The sequence below is a fragment of the Leucobacter chromiireducens genome, from assembly GCF_051993095.1.
GTDB classification, from domain to species: Bacteria; Actinomycetota; Actinomycetes; order Actinomycetales; family Microbacteriaceae; genus Leucobacter; species Leucobacter chromiireducens.
The window spans coordinates 3,098,640-3,117,827 of record NZ_CP197024.1; the positions used below are offsets into that span (position 1 = coordinate 3,098,640).

The window sequence follows — 19,188 nt, forward strand, 5'->3', positions numbered from 1 at the left end:
CTACGCGGTGATCCGTCGCAGCTCGGCGACAAAGTGTGCGATCGTCGCGCGCGCGTCGTCGCGGGCACGCTCGTGCTCCTCGGGGCGGTTCAGGTACCCGTGCACGGTGCCCCGCTGCACGGACTCGGCAACGTCCACGCCCGCGGCGCGCAGCTGTTCGGCGAACTGCTCGCCGGAGGCCCGCAGGTCGTCTGCGTCGGCGTGCACGAGGACGGTGGCGGGGAGCAGCGTGAGGCGCTCGGGCGGAAGCTCACCCGCCACGCAGGCGCCGCCCGCGAGCGGCTCACCGGCAGCGGACCCCAGATAGAACGCGTACATCTCAGCGATGCGCTGCGCGTCAAAGCGGCGCTGCGCGGGCAGCGTCGCGGTGGCCGCGCTGATCGCCGCGTCGGCGCGCTGCACGCGATGCAGGGTGGGGTATTCCAACAGCAGCGCGTCGGCGGGCCGACCATCGCCCAGGGCGGCATGCTCGGCGCGGTGCAAGGCGGCGAGCACGGCGAGGTGCGCGCCGGCGCTCGCTCCGCCGATGACGAGTGGCGTGGGCCCCGCCCCGCGATCCCGGTCTGCTCGCGCGCGATCCTCGCGCGCCACCCAGTCGAGCACGGCAGCCACGTCGTTGCCCGGGGCAGGCGCCTTGACCCCGTCGCTCGCGAGCGCGTAGTCCACCGAGTACACCCGGATGCCGGCCGCGGCGAAACTCCGCGCCACCCAGTCGGCCTCCGGCCAGTCCAGTGTGCCGCGCACAAACGATCCGCCGTGCGCCCAGACGAGCGTCGCCCAGGCACGCGCCGGCTCGTAGACGCGCACCGGCACCGATTCCGATCCCACGCGATTCGGCGCACCCACCTCGCGGCCGCGCGCGGGACCTGGCACCGCGATGTCCGTGATGTGCAGACGGCGCTTCTCGGCCCGCCGGCGCAGCCAGCCGATCACTCCTGCACTCCCGCCGCGACCCGCGCGCGGATGCCCGCGATGATGAAGTCGAGACCCCGGTCGAACACGCGCCGGTTGCGCTCGGCCCCTAAGGGGTGGCGGCGCAGCAGCGGGCCGAGCACGGGACCCGAGTGCTCGGGATCGAGGATCGTGTCGGGTGAGAGCGCGTCGAGCGCGGCACCGAAGGTGAACGCGTCGATCACCTCGATCGTGGTGAGGATCTCGGTGTCGGGCACGCCGGCGTCGCCAAGCGCTGCGGCGAGCGCACTGTAGAACCGCAGCACGTCAGGCTCGTCGATCACCACCGTGAGCATGAGCTCGAGTGCGCGCGGGTGGTCGGCGTACATGCGCCAGGTGAGCTCCACCTCGCTGCGGATGCGGCTTTCCCAGTCGGTGTGCTCCGGCGCGACCGCGATGTACTCGGTGACGAGCACCTCGCGCAGCGCACGAATGACGCCGTCGCGCCCATCGACGTGGTGGTAGAGGGACGAGACACTGACGCCGAGGCGCTTGGCGAGGGGCACGAGTTGCAGGTCGTGGCCGGCGTCGACGTAGTCGAGCGCGGCCCTCCCGATGATCTCTCGGCTGAGCCGGGCGGTGCGGGGTCTCGCCACGGGGGTCCCTTCGTTGGTGCTGCTTGACAGATCCTCCCACACGGGGCACGATACACACTAAAACCGAAACCGTTTCGATTAATTCGCTCGAAGCGTCTCACCGCCAGTGCAGCCGGAGAAGATTCCCGTGACCATCACCCCCACCGCGACAGACCCGCGCCACCCGCTCACCGTTCGAAACGGCAGCGCGACGTTCATCATCGCGCTCGCGAGCCTCATGATGGCCAACCTCGCGCCGTTCGTCATGACCGCCCTCGCGGGCCTCGGCTTCGACGTCATCGCGAGCGGCAACATCCTCACCTGGGCGCTGCTCGCGTCCGCCGTCGTCGGCCTCGGTACCTCGCGCCTCGCGGCGGGACGCGCGCGACGCCCCCTCGCGGTCGCCGGCCTCGCGGTCGCGGTGCTGGCCTTCGGCGTCGCCGCCCTCGTGCCTGCCCCGGGCGCTGCCGTCACCGGCCTCATCGTCGGCGGTGCGGGCGTGGGCGCCGCGATTTCCACCTCCGGTGCGGCGATCGCGGCCCTGCGCAACCCAAACCGGGTCTCCGCTACGAGCGGCCTCGTCAACCGGGTGCTCATCACGATCATCCTGGCTATCGTGCCCGTGCTTGGCATCACCCAGGGCAGCGTCTTCGGCACCCTCGCGCTGATCTCGCTCGCGGGCCTCGCGCTTGCCGCCTGGCTGCCCGACACCCCGGAGCACGCCGCTCCCGTTGACGTGACAACAAGCCTGCAGATCGCGGAGCCGCGTCGCATCACGATCGCGGGCATCGCGATCCTCATCGTGTTCCCGCTGTGGGGCACGAGCGAGGACGCGATCTGGACCATGGCGCCCGTGCTCGGCGACGCCGTCGGCCTCGGGGAGCAGCCGCTCGGTTTCGCCCTCAGCCTCGCCGCCGCCGGCGGCATTCTCGGCATGCTCATCGTCTCAATCTTCGGGGCACGCATCGGCCGCGCCGTCCCCCTCGCCATCGCTCTCGCCCTGGGCGGCGCGTTCAAGATCGCCATCGGCTTCGCGACGGATCCCATCCTGCTCGCGGCCCTGATCATCGCGGTCAACACGATCTACGCGTTCGCCTTTGCGCTGTTCATCGCCACCGCCGCCGGGCTCGACGCGCGCGGCCGCTGGTCGGGCCCCCTGCTCGGCGCGTACCTCGTCGGCTCGAGCTTCGCCCCGCTCATCGGCGGTGCACTCATTGAGGGGATCGGGATCCCGGGCTTCACCCTCATCACCGGGCTCGTGAGCTTCCTCGTGATCATGCCCACCGTGATGATCGCCCGCGTCTCGGTCGGCGCGGAGCGCGCCCTGGCCCGCGCAAGCGAGCGCGCGAGCTAGCCGCCGCGCCCAGAGGCGCCCGGCGGCGGCGCCCCGCTCGCGAACGCGCCGCACACCCAGCACCCGGCCGTACCCCGTACGATCGCAGCAGGCCCTCCGATTTCCCCGGGGACACGCGCCGTGACGGCGAGGTCCCGATCCCAATCGAAAGAAAGCGAGTCCCATGAGCTCCGAGACCACCATTTACCGCAACGCAACCGTCTTCACCGGCGACGCAGCGGTTGCTCCGCGCGAGAGCTTCGTCGTGCGCGACGGGCTGGTGCTCGCCGCGGGCGATCTGGACTCGGTGCGGCTCGCCGCGGGCCCCGACGCGACCGAGGTCGATCTCGGCGGCGCCGTGGCCACGCCTGGCATCGTCGAGGGCCACGCCCACATGCTCATGCTCGGCGAGTCGCTCTCGAAGGTACAGCTGCGCGACGCGAAGACCCTCGCTGAGGTGCAGCAGCGCCTCGCCGCAGCCCGCGCGGCGGCCCCCGACGCGCCCCGCCTCCTCGGCACGAGCTGGCTCTTTGACATCTTCCCCGCTGGCGTGCAGCCGTCCGCGGCCATGATCGACGAGGTCGTCGCCGACGTTCCCGTCATTCTCGACGCGAACGATCTGCACTCGGTGTGGGTGAACACCGCGGCGCTTGAGGCGATGGGCATCACACGCGACACCCCGAACCCCGTGGGCGGCGAGATCGTGCGCGACGAGAACGGTGACGCCACCGGGTTCCTGCTCGAGACCGCGGCGATGACGCACGCGTGGGGCTACCTCGATGCGGTGCGCAGTCAGGATGATCGGGATCGTTACCTCGCCGCCGCGTTCGACGCGTACCTCGAGACCGGGGTGACCGGCGCGACGGAAATGTCGTTCGGCGAGGCCGAGGTGGCGACCTACCGGCGCCTGCTCGACCGCGACGGGCGTCTCCCCTTCCCCGTGAATGCGCACTGGCTGCTCACCGCCTCCGGCGATGTTGCGACCGACGTCGCGCAGATCGCACAGATCGCGCGGGTGCGCGACGAGCTTGCCGCCGAGTATGGCGACGCCTGGCTGAAGATCGTCGGCGTGAAGTTCATTCTCGACGGCGTCATCGATGCGTGCACCGCGAGCATGCGCGCGCCCTACGCGAACGGCGCGCTGCCCGGCCCCATCTGGGAGCGCGAGTTTGCCCTTCCCGTGGCCGTCGCGGCCGACGCTGCCGGGCTGCAGCTCGCGTTGCACGCGATCGGCGATGAGGCGAGCACCATCGCGCTCGACATGGTGCAGGAGTGCATCCGGGTGAACGGCCCGCGCGCCGACCGTCGGGCGCGCGTTGAGCACCTCGAGTACGTTGCCGACGACACGATTGCCCGTATGGCGGCGCTCGGCGTCACGGCCTCGATGCAGCCCGTGCACTGCGACCCCGCGGTGCTCGACAACTGGCAGGCGGTGCTCGGCGACGAGCGCGCCACAACCGGCTTCCCGTGGCACAAGTTCCGGGAGTCGGGCGTCGCGCTCGCGCTCGGCACCGATGCGCCCACCGCGCCGCACGTCGCGCCCGACAACCTGTTCATCGCGCTCACCGCAGAGTCGGCGCTCGATCGCAGCCGCGCGCCCTACCAGCCCGAGCGCGTGTTCACGCCGGCGCAGGCGCTCGAGGCGCTCACCCTCGGCGCGGCCACCGCGACCGGCCGTGGCGAGGAGCTCGGACGCATCGCCTCCGGGTACCGCGCAAACGTTGCGGTGTGGACCGCCGACCCGCTGGCGGGCGCGCCCGCCGAGCTGCTCGGCACCGGCGCCGCGCTCACACTGGTGGACGGCGCGGTGGCGCACCGCCGCTAGCCTGCCCGGCTTCCCCTCCCGCCCTGGCTCTGCGAATCGGGGTCACTTTGGCAGGGTGTCGCACGCTCTCCCCAGGCGACACCCTGCCAAAGTGACCCCGATCGGGTGGGCAGCGGGGAGAATGGGGGCATGAGCACCGCACCCGAGGCACGCACGGAGTTCAGCTATGTCGACGCGCACGGCGTCGAGATCTCGGCCTACGAGTGGGCCGCCGCTGAACCGATCGCAATCGTGCAGATCGCACACGGCATTGGCGAGCACGCGCTGCGCTACGACGCATTCGCGCGCCAACTCACCCAGGCTGGGTTTACCGTGATCGCGGATGATCATCGCGGGCACGGCGAGACCGGCCGCCGCCAGCACGGTAGTGAGCTCAGCCTCCTCGGCAAGCTCGGCCCGGGTGGCCTCCGCGCGACGGAAGCGGAGATCCTCCAGCTCACCGACATTGCGCGCGAGCGCACCCCCGGCGTGCCGCTGGTCATGTTTGCGCACTCGTGGGGCTCGCTCATGGCACAGCGCATTCTGAACGCACACCCGAACGCGTGGGATGCCCTCGTGCTCTCTGGGTCTGCGTACCGAACGCCCCGCTTCATGGAGAGCGGTGACTTGAACGCGGCGTGGGCGAGCGGCGAGGCGAGCGGCTTCGAATGGCTCAGCCGCGACCCGGCGATCGCCCACGCGTTCATCGCCGATCCCCTCTGCTTCGAGGCCGACATTCTGAAGCTCTTCGGGATCGCTGATGGGCTCCGATTGTTCGGCACCCCCGGGGCCGGACTCGATCCCGATCTGCCACTCCTCATCACCGCGGGTGCGGCCGACCCGCTCAGTCGGCGCGACGGGCTGCAGCGCCTCGCCGCCGCATACCGCGCGCGCGGCCTGCGGGACGTGACGCTCAAGCTGTACCCCGATGCCCGGCACGAGATCCTGAACGAAACAAACCGCGACACGATCATCGCCGACATCACCACGTGGATGCTGGAGCGCGTCGCGGCAGACTGAGCGGGCGCGCCAGCGGGGAAAACCACTCGCCGGAACCCCGCCGGAGGCGTACCCTGAGAGCATGAGCATGCACGGCGAGTACAAGGTTCCCGGCGGCAAACTCGTTGTCGTTGACTTCGAGGTGGAAGACGGCCGGATCAGCAACTTCCGCCTGTCCGGTGACTTCTTCCTCGAGCCCGACGACGCACTCGCGTGCATCAACGACGCCGTCGAGGGGATGAGTCCGAACGGCACAATCGAGCAGTTCGGCGAGGCCATTCACGACGCGCTTCCGAGCGAGGTCCACCTGCTCGGCTTCACGCCCGCGTCCGTGGGGGTAGCGATCCGCCGTGCGATCACGGGGGCGGCGCACTGGCGCGACTACGACTGGCAGATCATCCACGAGCGACCGATCACGCCTGTGTTGAATGCGGCACTCGATGAGGTGCTGACGACCGCCGTGGGCGAGGGCCTACGCGGCCCAACCCTGCGCATCTGGGAGTGGAACGAGCCCGCCGTGATCATCGGCAGCTTCCAGTCGGTTCAGAACGAGGTTGATGAGGCGCAGGCTGCCGCGCACGGCGCTCAGATCGTGCGTCGCATTTCCGGCGGCGGGGCGATGTTCATGGAGCCCTCCGCGAGCATCACGTACGCGCTCTACGTTCCCGGCGAACTCGTGCGGGGCATGAGCTTCGCGGACTCCTACGCGTACCTCGACGAGTGGGTGCTCGAGGCGCTGCAGTCGCTCGGCATCGATGCGCAATACAAGCCGCTGAACGACATCACGAGCCCGCAGGGCAAGATCGGCGGAGCCGCGCAGAAGCGCCTCGGTTCGGGCGCCGTGCTGCACCACGTGACCATGGCGTACGACATGGACGGCGAGGCGATGACCGAGGTGCTGCGCATCGGCCGCGAGAAGCTCTCCGACAAGGGCACCACGAGCGCGCAGAAGCGCGTCGACCCGCTGCGCAGCCAGACCGGCCTTCCCCGCGAGGAGATCATCGCGAAGATGATCGACGTGTTCAAGCGGCGGCACGGCGGCACCGAGAGTTCCGTCACCGAGGGCGAGTGGGATGCTGCGGAGCGTCTCGTCGAGCAGAAGTTTGAGACCGAGGAGTGGCTGCGCCGCGTCCCCTAACCGGCCGCGTGAGCGGCTCCGGTTGGGGCGGGCGTGAGCCAGCGCACATGAGCGAGCCACAGCGGCCTCGCGTTGTCATGATGTGTGGTCCGGCTGGCGCCGGCAAGACCCACCACGCTCAGCGTCTGGAGGCCGCGGGGTTCACCCGCCTCTCATTTGAGGTGGAGTTCTGGGCACGCGGCATCACCACGATGCCCTCCACGGAGGTTGTCGCCGACGTGGCCTCGGCGCTCAAGGAGCGCCTGCTGCACCTGAACGAACAGGGGCACGATGTTGTGCTCGATTTCGGGTTCTGGTTCCGGCGGCAGCGTGACGAGTACCGCGCGCTGCTCGCCCCGCGAGGTGTCGTGCCGGAGACCGTCTACATTGCGACGAGCCTTCCCGTCATCCTGAGTCGGGTAGGCAATCGCCACGGTCGGCACGCGGACGATTGGCCGCTCACCGAGCAGACGGCGACGGAGTACTTCGAACGCTTCGAGCCGCCCACTCTCGATGAGGGCCCCCTCACGGTGGTTCGCTAGGGAACCAGGATGACCTTCCCCGTCGTGGCGCGCCCCTCCAGCGCCGCGTGCGCCGCACCAGCTTCGGCGAGCGGGAAAGTGGCCCCGACGCGCACGCTCAGCTGACCCGCGGCGATCGCGTCGAAGAGCTCGCCATACCGCCACGCGCGCTCCTCGGCGCTGAGCAGGAAGTGTCCGAGCGACGGCCGCGTGACCGACAGGGATCCCCCGGCGTTGAGGCGCTGCAGGTCGAAGGGCGGCACGGGCCCGCTCGCGGCGCCAAAGAGCACGAGCTCCCCGCGCACACGCAGCGCACGCATCGACTGGTCGAAGGTGTCCTTTCCGACTCCGTCATACACCACCGCAACGCCGGCGCCATCGGTCAACTCGCGCGCACGCTCGGCGAAGCCGGCATAGTCGAGCACCTCGGCGGCGCCCGCCTCTCGACTGAGCGCCTGCTTCTCAGGGGTCGAGGCTGTCGTGAGTACGCGCACGCCGCGAGCGGTGAGGAGCTGCGTCAAGAGCAGCCCCACGCCACCCGCGCCCGCGTGCACAAGCACCGTGTCACCCTGCTGCGGCGTAGCCGCGGAGGTTGCGAGGTAGTGGGCAGTGAGCCCTTGGAGCGGCAGCGCGGCAGCAGTTTCCGCCGTGATCCCCTCGGGCACGCGCACCGCACGCTCCGCGGCGACAACGAACTGCTCCGCGTAGCTCGCGCGCGCTTCCGCGGTGGTGACGAGATCGCCCACCGCAAACCCGGTGACACCGTCACCCAGCGCGATCACCCGACCGGCTGCCTCGGCTCCCGGCGTGAACGGGAACGGCACTGAGTACAGCCCCGTGCGCTGATATGTCTCGATGAAGTTCACGCCGACCGCAGCGGTCCCGACGAGCAGCTCGCCGGGACCCGCCTGCGGCTCCGCAACCTCGCGAACCTCGAGCACATCGGATCCGCCGGGGGCCTGGGCAACGATTGCACGCATCATGCCCTGAGCCTACGCCTTGCGCTGCTTCCCCACTGCAAATGCGGTGAGCGCGAGGCCCGCGAGGGCCCAGAGGATCAGGATCGCGGCTGCGCCGCCCGCACCCGAGGCGCCCGTCGCAATTGCCTGGAAGCCGCCCAGCGCCGCACCAATCGGACCGAGATCCCCCACCGCGGCGAGCGGCGCGGGCACAGTCGAGACGATCCCCACCGCGAATGCCACGACGAGCAGCACGAAGGCAATGAAACGCCCGAAGCCGCCGAGAAGCGCCGAGAGGCCCTGCACGAGGAGCGCGAACGCGATCCCGGCGAGCAGCGCGAGCCCGAAGAACCCGACTCCCTGCGCGAAACCGTAGCCCAGCGCAATAGGCAGGATCACACCGGCGATTGCGCCCTGCGCGGCCCCCAGGCCGAGCGCGGGCAGCGCACTCCGCAGCGTGATGAATCCGACGCCGCGGGCAGCCTCACGCGTGCGGCGCCACAGCGGCGCGAGCACGAGGAACGAGGCGAGTGCGCCGGCCCAAAGGGCGATGCCCGCGAAGAGCGGCACACCGGACGCGTTGAACAGCTCATCGCTGCCACCCTCCGCCTTCACGGGCGCGAGCGCGGTCTCGGCGAGCTTGTCGCGCTGCGACTCCGTGTAGTTCGGGATTCCGCTCGCGGCCTGCCCGAGCCCCTTCGCGAGGTCCGCGGTGCCCTTGGCTGACTGACCAGCACCGTCGGCCAGCTTCTCAGCGCCGTCGGCAAGCGCGGGGGTGCCCGCCGCAAGCTCGGCGGTGCCCGAGGCAAGGCCGCTCGCCCCACCGGCGAGCTCCGAAGCGCCGCCGGCCAACGCAGACGCGCCGTCGGAGAGCGCGTTCGCACCCGAGGCCACCCCGTTCACGCCCGCAGACAGCTGCGCGGCGCCTCCCGCGAGCGACTCTGCGCCGCTCGCCAGGTCATTCGCTCCCGCGGAGAGGTCGTTTGCCCCGCTTGCGAGTTCGGCAGCTCCTGCGGCGGAGGCCTGCGCGCCAGCCGCGAGGTCTTGTCCGGCGCTCTGGAGCGCACCGATCTTCTCGCCCGCAGCACTCATCTGCCCAGAGACCTGCGCGATCGCATCAAGCGCCTGCTGCTTTAGAGCGGGATCCGGGATCGGGATCACGCCGTTTTCAATGTCTGCCTGCAACTGCGTGAGCATTGCCTGCACCTGACCACCGCCAGCGACCACCTCGCCCAAGATCTCGTTGATCCCGCCCGTGTACCCGGCGACCCCGGCCGAGAGCTTGTCGGCGCCCGCCGCGTAGTCCTGCACCCCGGCGGCGTAGCCCGCCAGGCCCGGGTTGTCAGGCCCAGAGCCGCTCGCAAACGCCCGAAGCCCTGCAGCAAGCTGCCCGCTGCCACCGGCCAGATCGTTCGCACCGCCCGCGAGAGCGCCCGCGCCGGATGCCAGCTCAGAGACGCCGCCCGCGAGCTGGCCCGCACCGCCGGCGAGCTCGCCAGCGCCACCCGCGAGCTGCTGTGCACCGCTCGAGAGCTGCTGCGTCCCGTCCGAGAGCTGCTGCGTACCGTCGGCCAGCTCCTTCGCCCCGCTGGAGAGCTGCTTGCCGCCGTCGGCGAGCTTCGTCGCCCCGTCGGCCGCGCCCCCAATGCCGCTGTGCAGCTCGTTCATGCCCACGAACACGCCGCCAACGAACTGCTCGCCGAGCTGCCGGTTGAGCAGCCCCGTCGCGGTCTGCGTGACCGCCTGCGAGAGCGCCGTGTCGATGAGTCGGCCCCGCTCACTCTCGCGAATGTCGATCGTCGCGGTCTCTGCATCGTCCGGGTCCCCCGACATCGAGGTTGCGGCGGCGGAGAAGTTCTTCGGGATCGTCACAACGGTCGTGTAGCGGCCCTCCTTCAAGCCTGCGTCGGCGTCCTCCTCGTCGGTGAGCACCCAGGTGAAGTTCTTCGCCGGGTCGACGGTGTCGTCCTTCGCGGCGTCCGTCTGCTCGGCAGCCCCGGCCCCGCCACCCGCGTCGATGAGCTCGCCCGCGAGAAGCCGCCCAAGCGGCACGAGCTGCCCATCAACCTCAACGGGCTCATCTTGGTTGACCACCGCGGCGGTCACCGAGTCGAGCCGCTCGGTGGGGTTCCAGAGCCCCCACAGCAGCACGCCGGCCACGGTGAGCGGCACGAGGATCAGCCCGAGCAGGGTGGTCCAGCGAACGGGCTTGCGCCCGGAGAGCCGAGCGAGTGCGGCGCTCATCGTGCGCCTCCTTCGAAGATCGGGGTGGTGGGGGTGAGGGCCGGCTCAGCCCCAGCGGGTGGTGTGGGCGCGGGCCCCGCATCGGCGGGCCGCAGCAGGCGGATCCCCTGCGGAAGCACCCGCTCCGCAATGTCGCGCTCACCGAGCACCACGAGCGCAAGCTCACCAATCTGGTCGCGGCTCGCCTCAGCGGCGCGGGCTGCGAGGCCGGAGCGCATCGCATCAACTGTCTCGAGTGGGATCGGGCCCTCCGCTGCACCGCGCAGGTCCAGCAGCAGCAGTGCCGGGCGGTCGCGCAGCGCCTCCCGGAGAGTCTCGGGCGTCGCCCAGCCCGAGCGGGCACGCAGGGAGCTCGCCCGCTCGGGCAGCAGGAGTCCGGTGACCTTGGCGGTGCCGTGCACGACGGGCGCGCGGCCGACGAGCGCCGTGGCAAGCGGCAGGCTCACCGGGTCACGCGGGTCGAGCAGCAGCACATCGCCCGCGCCGATCCGCAGATCCGGGATCGCCGGCCCCGAACCAATGTGCGCGCGCTCAGTCGCGATCACCGCGTCGGGTCGGTCGGCGGGCCACTCCGCGTGCGCGAGCTCGCGGGCGAGGCCCTCGCCCTCCACGTCGAACGACGGAAGCACCTTCGCGAGCCAGCGCGGCATCTGCCAGGCCCGATCGCCGAGCAGCGCGAGTACGGCGGGCACGAGGGTCATCCGCACGACGAACGCGTCAACGAAGACGCCGACGGCGAGGCCGAGCGCAATGACCTTGATGCTCGGATCGCCCTCTGGCACGAACGCGGCGAACACCGCGAACATGATGAGCGCGGCGGCCGTGACCACCTTCGCGCTGCCGACGAAGCCGCGCTGAATCGCGGTCTGGGCATCGGCGCCGTGCACGTACTCCTCGCGGATGCGGGCCACGAGGAACACTTCGTAGTCCATGGCCAAGCCGAAGAGCACGCCCATGAGGATGATCGGCATGAAGCTGAGCACGGGCCCGGTCGATGGCACGTGCAGCAGGTCTGCGAACCAACCGAGCTGGAACACCGCGACCACCGCTCCGAAGGCCACGCCGACGGAGAGGAGGTACCCGAGCGTCGCTTTGATGGGCACCCAGACGGAGCGGAACACCATGGCGAGCAGGATCAGCGAGAGGCCGACGACCAGGATGCCGAAGGGCACGAGCGCGTGCATCAGCATTTCGGACACGTCGATCCCCACCGCGGTAAAGCCGGTGACTGCGAGGCTCACGCCGTACTTCTCTTGCCACTCATCGTGGTGCTCACGGAGTTCGTGCACGAGGTCTGCGGTGCTCGCAGCGTGCGGCCCCTCCTCGGGCACCACCTGGATGATGCCGGTGTCGGCCCCGCGGTTCGGCGTCGACAGGGGAACCTCGGCAACCCCGGGCACCGCCCGCACCTCATCGGCGAGGTCCTCCATGAGCCCGAGCGGATCGGTGCTCGAGATGATGGAACCGGTGAGCAACAGCGGGCCGTTCGCGCCCTCGCCGAAGTGCTCGCCGGTGAGCTCGTACGTGACGCGCGCGGGGTCGTCCACGGCGAGCGAGGTCGCGTTCGGCAGCGCAAGACGCAGCTGCAGGGCGGGCACCGCGGCGAGGCCGAGGAGCACGAGCACACCGAGGATCGTGACGATCGGCTTGCGCGTGACCGTGCGCACCCAGCCCGCAAAGAAGCGGTCGGCGCGGGACGGCTGCGTGCCGTTCGGCGCGCTCGCGGATCCCACGCTGGTGTCCACGGAATCGCCAGCGGCATCCAAGTCTCCGCTGGCCTCAAGTGCGCGGCGGTGGCGCTTCGGCAGGATCTTCATGCCGGCCATGGCCATGATTGCCGGGGTGAGGGTCACCGCGATGAGCACCGCGACCGCGACCGCCGCGGCAGCGGCAACGCCGAGCGCGGTGAGGAACGGGATGCCCGCGACCGAAAGGCCGACGAGCGCGATGATCACGGTGAGGCCGGCGAACACCACCGCGGAGCCTGAGGTCGCCGTGGCGCGCGCGATCGACTCCTCGACAGGCACACCAGCGCGCAGCTGCTCCTGGTGCCGACTGACAATGAAGAGCGTGTAGTCAATGCCGACGGCAAGGCCGAGCATCAGCGCCAGCATCGGTGTCGTCGAGGTGAGGTCAACAAACGCCGTCACGAAGAAGAGGCCAGCGATCGAGACGCCCACGCCGATGATCGCGATGAGCAGCGGCATGCCGGCGGCGATGAGCGAGCCGAGCGTGAGGATCAGCACGACGAACGCGATCACCACGCCGACCGCTTCCGTGGGCGAGATGCCCGGGATCGCGGCGGAGAAGGCGTCGCCACCGTACGAGGTCTCGCCGCCCGCGGGGAGCGCCGCGCGAATGTCGGCGGTTGCATCCTCGATGCCCGTCACCGTCGCGTCCGGGATGCTTCCGGACGTGGCGTCGAGCTGGATGGTGAGCAGCGCGGCGCTGCCATCGTCCGCAAGGCCTCCGCTCGCCTGCTCGCTGAACGGCGTCTGCACCGTGATCACGTCGGGCACGTCCTCCAGCTGCGCTGCGGCGTCCGTGATGATGTCGCGGTACGGTGCGTCCTCGACGCTTTCGCCATCGGCCGCGACCACGATGATCGTTGCGCTTGTGCCGCTCACCTCGGGGAACGTGCGCCCCAGCGAGGTGATCGCCTCCTGCGATTCGGTGCCCGGGATCGTAATCGGTGCATTGGCGCCCTGACCGAAGACCACGGCGCCCGCGCCGAGCAGCGCGAGAACAGCGATCCACAGGATGAGCACAAGCTTGCGTGCGCGAATGGCCCAGCGGCCGATCGCGTACAGGAGGGTCGACATGAGAGGGAAAGGGCCTTCCGGTCGCTAACGGGTTCGATACACGAGTGCATCCGTTTCGATACACTAATGTATCGAGGCCTGCTCCGAGCAGGCTGAACGTGAGAAAATGGGGCCATGATTCCTTCACCCGAGCGCGCTGCGGACGCCACCGTCCGTGAACCGGGTATGCCCACCGGCGCCCTCGCCGCGGTTCACGCCGATGCGCCGCCGAGCGCCCGGCGGCAAGAGACGCGCACTCGCCTGCTCGATGCCGCCATCGAAGTGTTCGCCGAGGAGGGCCTGCAGGGCGCCGCGGTCGAGTCGATCTGCGCGCGCGCCGGCTTCACGCGCGGCGCGTTCTACTCAAACTTCGAGAGCAAGGAGCAGTTGTTTCTCGAGCTCCTCGCCCGCGAGTTCGATCGCCGCGCCGAAGACCTCGCGGAGAAGGCGCACGAACTTGCCCCCACGCTTCGGGAGCGCAGCGGCTGCGTATCCCCGACGGAGGCTGCGGGCTACATCGTGCAGTTCTTCTCCCCGTCAGAGGACGCGACGGCGTGGTTCGTGCTGGAGGCCGAGTTCCTGCTCCTCGCAATGCGGGATCCCTCACTCGCCCCCGGGCATCACGATTTCATGGACGGCTTCTACGCGAACATCTCCGGCGTGGTCGAGCGCGTGCTCGCCGCTGCGGGCAGGCGCTTCGTGATCCCGGTTGAGCGGGCGATGCCGGTGCTGAGCGGCGTGTACGAGCAGGCGCTCCGCGCGGCGGCCCTCGCCGGAACGGCCCACACCCAATCGAGTGCGCTCGACGAACTGGGCGATCGGCTGGCCGAGCTGCTCTTCGCCCTGACCGAAGAGATTCCCGAGGGCGCCGAGCTCGCCTAGGATAGAGGGCGTGCTGCTCTCTGACCACGACATCAATGCCGAACTCGCATCTGGCCGGATCCAGCTGTCCCCCAGCGAAGCCTCGATGGTGCAGCCGTCGAGTGTGGATGTGCGCCTCGACCGCTACTTCCGCCTGTTCGATAACCACAAGTACGCGGTAATCGACCCCGCCGAGGAGCAGCCCGAGCTGACCCGCCTCATCGAGGTGGATCCCGAAGAGGGCTTCATTCTTCACCCCGGCGAGTTCGTGCTCGGTTCGACGTATGAGCAGGTGGGCCTCCCCGATGACGTCGCTGCGCGCCTCGAGGGGAAGAGCTCGCTCGGTCGCCTCGGCCTGCTCACGCACTCGACTGCCGGCTTCATCGACCCCGGCTTCGAAGGGCACGTGACGCTCGAGCTGTCGAACGTCGCGACGCTGCCGATCCGCCTCTGGCCAGGCATGAAGATCGGACAGCTCTGCTTCTTCCGGCTGACCTCGCCCTCAGATCGCCCGTACGGCGCTGGCGCGACCTACTCGCGCTACCTCGGGCAGCGCGGACCGACGGCATCGCGCTCGCACATGAACTTCCACCGCGCGGACGTGACCGGCACCGAGGCGGGCGCCCCCGGCGCGTAGCCGCTGGACGCGTTCGGCCGCAGCACAGACCGTGCCACGGCCGAACGCCGCGTCGGCTCTAGCGCTGGGCGATCTTGCCGTCGCGCTTCGCCTGGGCCGCGAGCATCTCGTTGTACGCCACGAGCTCGGCGTCGCCCGAGCGATCCGCCGCACGGTCCTTGCGCTTCTGCTCCTTGTCGTCGCTGCGCGACCACTGCACCGCCACCACGAGGGCGAGCGCGAGCGTCGGCAGCTCACCGATGCCCCAGGCGATGCCGCCGCCCGTTGATTGATCCTCGAGCGGGGTCGCACCCCACGTGCGGCCCATGGCGCCGTACCAGTCGGCGAGCATGAGCGCGTCGCCCGTCATGATCGTCACGCCGAAGAACGCGTGCGACGCCATGGTGGCAAAGAGCGTGACGAGGCGCAACGGGTACGGGAAGCGGTACGGCACGGGGTCGATCCCGATCATGGACAGGCTGAAGAGGTAGCCCGAGATCAGGAAGTGAATGATCATCCACTGGTGACCCAAGTGCTCGGACGCCGCCCAGCGCGCGATCGGTGTGAAGTAGAACACCCACAGCGAACCAGCAAAGACGACTGCGGCAACCGCCGGGTGCGTGATGAACTTCGAGTAGGGCGTCTGCACGGCCCACATGATCCACTCACGGCCGCCCCATGAGCCGTCGTGGCGCTTCTCCGTGGCCCGCAGCGCAAGCGTCACCGGCGCACCGAGCACAAGCAGCAGCGGGATCAGCATGGTGAGCGCCATGTGGCCCAGCATGTGCGTGGAGAACAGGTACTGCTCGTAGGCGTTGAGCGCGCCGTTCGTCGTGTAGAAGAGGAACGCGATGCCGAGAATCCACGGGATCGTGCGGCCGATGGGCCAGCGGTCACCACGGCGAGCCAGCCGGATCACGCCGGCCAAGTACAGCGCGAGCCCGAAGACGCACACGAGCGCCCACGCAAGATCGAACTTCCACTCGGTGAGGTAGCTCACGGGCGTGAGCTCCGGGGGCAGCGGATCGCCCGTGAGCCACTCGGCCGGGCTCACCTTGCTGCCGCCGTCGCGGGCCGGCTCGAACGACACGGGGGTCGCGGTACGGCCGAGCGCACCCGCCACACCGCTCGCCACGCCCATCACGGCGAGCTCCGCGATCACGAACCAGGCGAACACGCCACGGCCACGATCCGAACTCGCGATGCGCGGGATCAGCCAGCTGCGATGGATCGCACCGAAGATGCCGAGGCCAACGAGCGACACCGTCTTCAGGATGACGAGCTTGCCGTAGCCCGTGCCGAAGAGCGCATCGAGCGTGCCGACGCGCAGCCACGCGCTCACGACGCCGGAGGCAGACACCCCGATGAAGGCGAACAGCGCAAGCGTGGAGTAGCGCGAGGTGAGCAGCGCGAGCCGCTTCCGGTCGACCACGAACGCCACGAAGATGAGCGTGAGCAAACCGCCCAGCCAGACCGCCGCGCCGACGAGGTGCACGAGGAGCGAGTTGACGGCCTGCGCGTGGCCGGACGCGCCTGCAGCGTGCCCCTGCTGCGCGAGTGGCAGCGCGGTGACGAGGGCCGCGACGAGCACGAGCAGCGTGAGCCGGCGCCCGCGGATCGCGAAGGCCAGCACGGTGGTCGCCGCGGCGAGGAGGAGCTCAATGAGCCACAGCTGGCCAAGCTCAATCTCGGTGACAAACTGCGCGAGGCCCGCGCCAAAGGTCGAGTCGCCGGAGAAGGGCAGCCCCGAGAGGTCGACGTACGTGAAGATGAGGGTCGCCGCGCTCGCGACCGTCAGCACGGCCGCGGAGCCCGCAGCGAGATCAAGCGCGACGCGCGTCTCAGGCTTTTCGCTCGCGAGCGCCCACACGGCCATCACCACCGAACCGATGAGCCCCGCCATTGCGACGTTGACGATGGTGCGCGCCGTCGGCACTGCGAAGCGGATGAAGGTACCCGGGTCGGCGAGCGTCCGCTCTGCAGCGGCCCCACCGATCGCGAGACCCACCAGCAGGGCCGCGAGGGTCGCCGCGAGCAGGATGGCAGGGGCGAGGACACGCATATACCGAGGCACGCTTCTAGCCTACGTGCTCGCTGATGTGAGCCGGGTCAGTGGCGGGCAGCGTGGGATCCGGAAGCGTCCGCACCCTCCTCGTTTTCCGGCGGCATACACGAAAACGCCCCCGCCGAATTTCGGCGGGGGCGTTTTCCAGGAAGCCTGAGTTACTTCACGGCAGCCTTCAGCTTCGAGCCGACCGACACCTTGACGCGCTTGCCAGCGGGGATGTCGATGGTCTCGCCCGTGCGGGGGTTGCGGCCGGTGCGTGCAGCGGTGGTCGCGGTCTCGAACGAGATCCAGCCGGGGATCGAAACCTTGTCGCCACCGGCAACGGTCTCGGAGACAGCGGCGAACAGCCCGTCGATCACGCTGGAAACGGCGGCCTGGCTCTGGCCGGTCTCAGCGGCGATCTTTGCGACAAGCTCGGTCTTGTTGAGTGCCATGTTGTGTCCTTCCAGGGCGACGACACCAAGTGGCCGAGCCCCTGATCTGGTTCAGGTGTCCCACCGATTTGGAGGGTCCGATCGGTTGATCGCTACGAATCTACCCCAGATCGGCGGGTTTCCGCGGATCTGGGCAGGGTTTTTTCAGTCTGGCGTGTCGATTCACATACAAAAGCGGGCGTAGATCCCTGAGGATCCACGCCCGCTTCAGTGTTGCGGTACTGGCTTACCAGCTCGACTTGGTGATGCCGGGCAGCTCGCCACGGTGCGCCATGTCGCGGAAGCGAACACGGGAAACACCGTACTTCGTGAGGACGCCACGGGGACGGCCGTCGATGACGTCGCGGCTGCGCACGCGAACGGGCGAAGCGTTGCGGGGAAGCTTCTGCAGGCCCACGCGAGCGGCCTCGCGGCTCTCGTCGGTGCCGTTCGGGTCCACGAGGGCCTTCTTCAGCTCGAGACGCTTCTCGGCGTAGCGCGCGACGATGGCCTGACGCTGCTTGTTCTTGGCGATCATGCTCTTCTTAGCCATGCTTAGCGCTCCTCTCGGAAATCAACGTGCTTGCGAACCACCGGGTCGTACTTCTTGAGCACGAGGCGGTCGGGGGTGTTGCGGCGGTTCTTCTTCGTCACGTACGTGAACCCGGTGCCTGCCGTCGAACGGAGCTTGATGATCGGACGTACGTCCTTATCCTTAGCCATTAGAGCTTCACCCCACGCTTCTGCAGATCAGCAACGACGGACTCGATGCCACGAGCATCGATCACCTTGATGCCCTTGACCGACAGGGTGAGCGTCACCTTGCGGCCGAGTGAGGGCACGAAGTAGGTCTTCTTCTGGATGTTCGGATCGAACCGACGCTTGGTGCGACGGTGCGAGTGCGAAATGTTGTGTCCAAAGCCGGGAACGGCTCCGGTCACCTGGCACACTGCTGCCATGATGTTTCCTCTCATACCGTGAGACCGGACGGCCTCACCCAAGATTTCTTGTCTGCACGGGCCGCCTCTCGCGCTCAACCTGAGTCGAGCACGGGCGAGGACACCCGCGCGGTCTATGCACTGGGACGGCGCACAGCCAAGGGGAAAGCTTACGCGACCGAGCGACCCGACGCAAGCCGGGCGTGTCGGCACGATTGGGCACGCCGCCACCGCGAGCGCGTGGGGCTAACCGAAGACGAGGCCGAACAGCAGCACACCGAGGAGGCCGGCAACGCACGCGACTACCGTTGCCGGGCCGCCCTGGCGCACGAACATCGACGGCACCCGCACGGTCGCCCAGCGCCCATCAGCCGCGATCGCGCGCAGCGTGTCGAGGGGCACGCGGTCGTCAAGGATCGCGATGTCCGGGTACGCGGGATCAAGCACCACCGCGGCAGCGGCACCCTTTTCGATGCCGTAGCGCATCGGCAGGAGCGCGTACACGCTCCGCGGCGGCGCGTTCTGTGGCAGCACGTGCAGAATCGCGAGACGCGCGGGCTCTTGCGCACCCGGCCACACCATCGTTGCGACCTCGCCCGCGGCGCGGCCAAACACGCGGTGCACGCGTGCCGGTGCGGGCTCGCCGGGGGCGTACCCCGTTGCGATGAGCTGCGTGCGCTGCGCTGCGAGCGTGATGACCCGGCTGACCATGCGCTCGGACACGATCAGGTTCACCACGAGCACCACGAGGACGAGCCCCGCAATAATGATCGCGAGCGGTGTGCCGCGGGAGGCGGAGAGCAGGATGAGACCCAGCATGACGCCGAGCAGCGCTCCCGCGCCCGCCCCAAACACACGTTGCCCCGACCACTCCATCGCCCCATCCTCGCACGCCTCCCCCGGGTTCCGGTGTGTGCACCACTGCTTCCGCTGCACGTCACCACCAGTTCTGCCCCGACAGGGCCCCACCCGGTTCCGCGCGGGCGTA

18 protein-coding genes are annotated in these 19,188 nt (G+C 69.5%); 7 read left to right on the top strand and 11 right to left on the bottom strand.

Annotation, left to right across the window (positions count from 1 at the left end):
* Both ACR81A_RS14045 and ACR81A_RS14050 read right to left on the bottom strand, forming a co-directional pair.
* Positions 1 to 933 carry an alpha/beta hydrolase gene (locus tag ACR81A_RS14045; RefSeq protein WP_440312158.1) on the bottom strand — a complete coding sequence of 311 codons (933 nt, stop codon included), beginning with the start codon at positions 931 to 933 and terminating at the stop codon, positions 1 to 3.
* A complete protein-coding gene (locus ACR81A_RS14050) occupies positions 930 to 1,547 on the bottom strand; it encodes a TetR/AcrR family transcriptional regulator C-terminal domain-containing protein (protein ID WP_202380557.1) in 618 nt (205 codons plus the stop codon). Before ACR81A_RS14050 ends, ACR81A_RS14045 begins: the two co-directional genes overlap by 4 nt.
* A 127-nt stretch (positions 1,548 to 1,674) precedes the next feature.
* On the opposite strand from ACR81A_RS14050, the gene ACR81A_RS14055 reads away from it, so the two are divergent.
* From ACR81A_RS14055 to ACR81A_RS14075, 5 genes are all read left to right on the top strand, one after another.
* Positions 1,675 to 2,880, top strand: coding sequence for an MFS transporter (locus tag ACR81A_RS14055; protein ID WP_440312159.1), 1,206 nt, complete (start codon positions 1,675 to 1,677; stop codon positions 2,878 to 2,880).
* A gap of 163 nt (positions 2,881 to 3,043) precedes the next feature.
* A complete protein-coding gene (locus ACR81A_RS14060) occupies positions 3,044 to 4,684 on the top strand; it encodes an amidohydrolase (protein WP_440312160.1) in 1,641 nt (546 codons plus the stop codon).
* Between the two features lie 129 nt (positions 4,685 to 4,813).
* A complete protein-coding gene (locus ACR81A_RS14065; RefSeq protein ID WP_440312161.1) occupies positions 4,814 to 5,683 on the top strand; it encodes an alpha/beta fold hydrolase in 870 nt (289 codons plus the stop codon).
* Positions 5,684 to 5,750: 67 nt separating this feature from the next.
* Positions 5,751 to 6,800 (top strand): lipoyl protein ligase domain-containing protein, encoded by a 1,050-nt coding sequence (locus ACR81A_RS14070; RefSeq protein WP_202381471.1) that lies wholly within the window; start codon positions 5,751 to 5,753, stop codon positions 6,798 to 6,800.
* A 47-nt stretch (positions 6,801 to 6,847) separates the two neighbouring features.
* Positions 6,848 to 7,321, top strand: a complete 474-nt coding sequence (locus tag ACR81A_RS14075) for an AAA family ATPase (protein WP_440312162.1) — start codon at positions 6,848 to 6,850, stop codon at positions 7,319 to 7,321.
* On the opposite strand, the gene ACR81A_RS14080 is transcribed toward ACR81A_RS14075, so the two are convergent.
* Genes ACR81A_RS14080 through ACR81A_RS14090 form a run of 3 tightly spaced genes read right to left on the bottom strand, consistent with a single transcriptional unit; the run spans position 7,318 to position 13,325 of the window.
* Entirely contained in the window at positions 7,318 to 8,283 is a 966-nt protein-coding gene (locus tag ACR81A_RS14080; protein WP_440312163.1) for a quinone oxidoreductase family protein, read from the bottom strand. The two genes, ACR81A_RS14075 and ACR81A_RS14080, sit on opposite strands and share 4 nt — an antisense overlap.
* Positions 8,284 to 8,292: 9 nt before the next feature.
* Entirely contained in the window at positions 8,293 to 10,503 is a 2,211-nt protein-coding gene (locus tag ACR81A_RS14085) for a YhgE/Pip domain-containing protein (protein ID WP_440312164.1), read from the bottom strand.
* Positions 10,500 to 13,325 (bottom strand): MMPL family transporter, encoded by a 2,826-nt coding sequence (locus ACR81A_RS14090; RefSeq protein ID WP_440312165.1) that lies wholly within the window; start codon positions 13,323 to 13,325, stop codon positions 10,500 to 10,502. Before ACR81A_RS14090 ends, ACR81A_RS14085 begins: the two co-directional genes overlap by 4 nt.
* Positions 13,326 to 13,490: 165 nt before the next feature.
* Between ACR81A_RS14090 and ACR81A_RS14095 the strand changes: the two genes are divergently transcribed.
* Complete coding sequence (locus ACR81A_RS14095) at positions 13,491 to 14,186, top strand: TetR/AcrR family transcriptional regulator (protein ID WP_202381470.1); 696 nt, start codon at positions 13,491 to 13,493, stop codon at positions 14,184 to 14,186.
* Positions 14,187 to 14,196: 10 nt separating this feature from the next.
* Complete coding sequence (dcd, locus tag ACR81A_RS14100) at positions 14,197 to 14,802, top strand: dCTP deaminase (RefSeq protein WP_202380549.1); 606 nt, start codon at positions 14,197 to 14,199, stop codon at positions 14,800 to 14,802.
* Positions 14,803 to 14,860: 58 nt separating this feature from the next.
* Here dcd and ACR81A_RS14105 read toward each other — a convergent pair whose 3' ends face one another.
* The 6 genes from ACR81A_RS14105 to ACR81A_RS14130 form a co-directional block, all read right to left on the bottom strand.
* On the bottom strand, positions 14,861 to 16,855 hold the full coding sequence (locus tag ACR81A_RS14105) for a cytochrome c oxidase assembly protein (RefSeq protein ID WP_440312166.1): 1,995 nt from the start codon (positions 16,853 to 16,855) through the stop codon (positions 14,861 to 14,863).
* Positions 16,856 to 17,004: 149 nt separating this feature from the next.
* Positions 17,005 to 17,283: an HU family DNA-binding protein gene (locus tag ACR81A_RS14110; protein ID WP_105805591.1), complete on the bottom strand. Its 279-nt coding sequence runs from the start codon at positions 17,281 to 17,283 to the stop codon at positions 17,005 to 17,007.
* 226 nt (positions 17,284 to 17,509) lie between these two features.
* A complete protein-coding gene (gene rpsN, locus ACR81A_RS14115; protein WP_025134217.1) occupies positions 17,510 to 17,815 on the bottom strand; it encodes a 30S ribosomal protein S14 in 306 nt (101 codons plus the stop codon).
* Between the two features lie 2 nt (positions 17,816 to 17,817).
* On the bottom strand, positions 17,818 to 17,985 hold the full coding sequence (rpmG, locus tag ACR81A_RS14120) for a 50S ribosomal protein L33 (RefSeq protein ID WP_025134216.1): 168 nt from the start codon (positions 17,983 to 17,985) through the stop codon (positions 17,818 to 17,820).
* On the bottom strand, positions 17,985 to 18,221 hold the full coding sequence (rpmB, locus tag ACR81A_RS14125; protein ID WP_202380547.1) for a 50S ribosomal protein L28: 237 nt from the start codon (positions 18,219 to 18,221) through the stop codon (positions 17,985 to 17,987). The genes rpmG and rpmB overlap by 1 nt, the downstream gene beginning before the upstream one ends.
* 225 nt (positions 18,222 to 18,446) lie before the next feature.
* A complete protein-coding gene (locus ACR81A_RS14130) occupies positions 18,447 to 19,076 on the bottom strand; it encodes a hypothetical protein (protein ID WP_202380546.1) in 630 nt (209 codons plus the stop codon).
* Positions 19,077 to 19,188 lie beyond the last annotated feature (112 nt).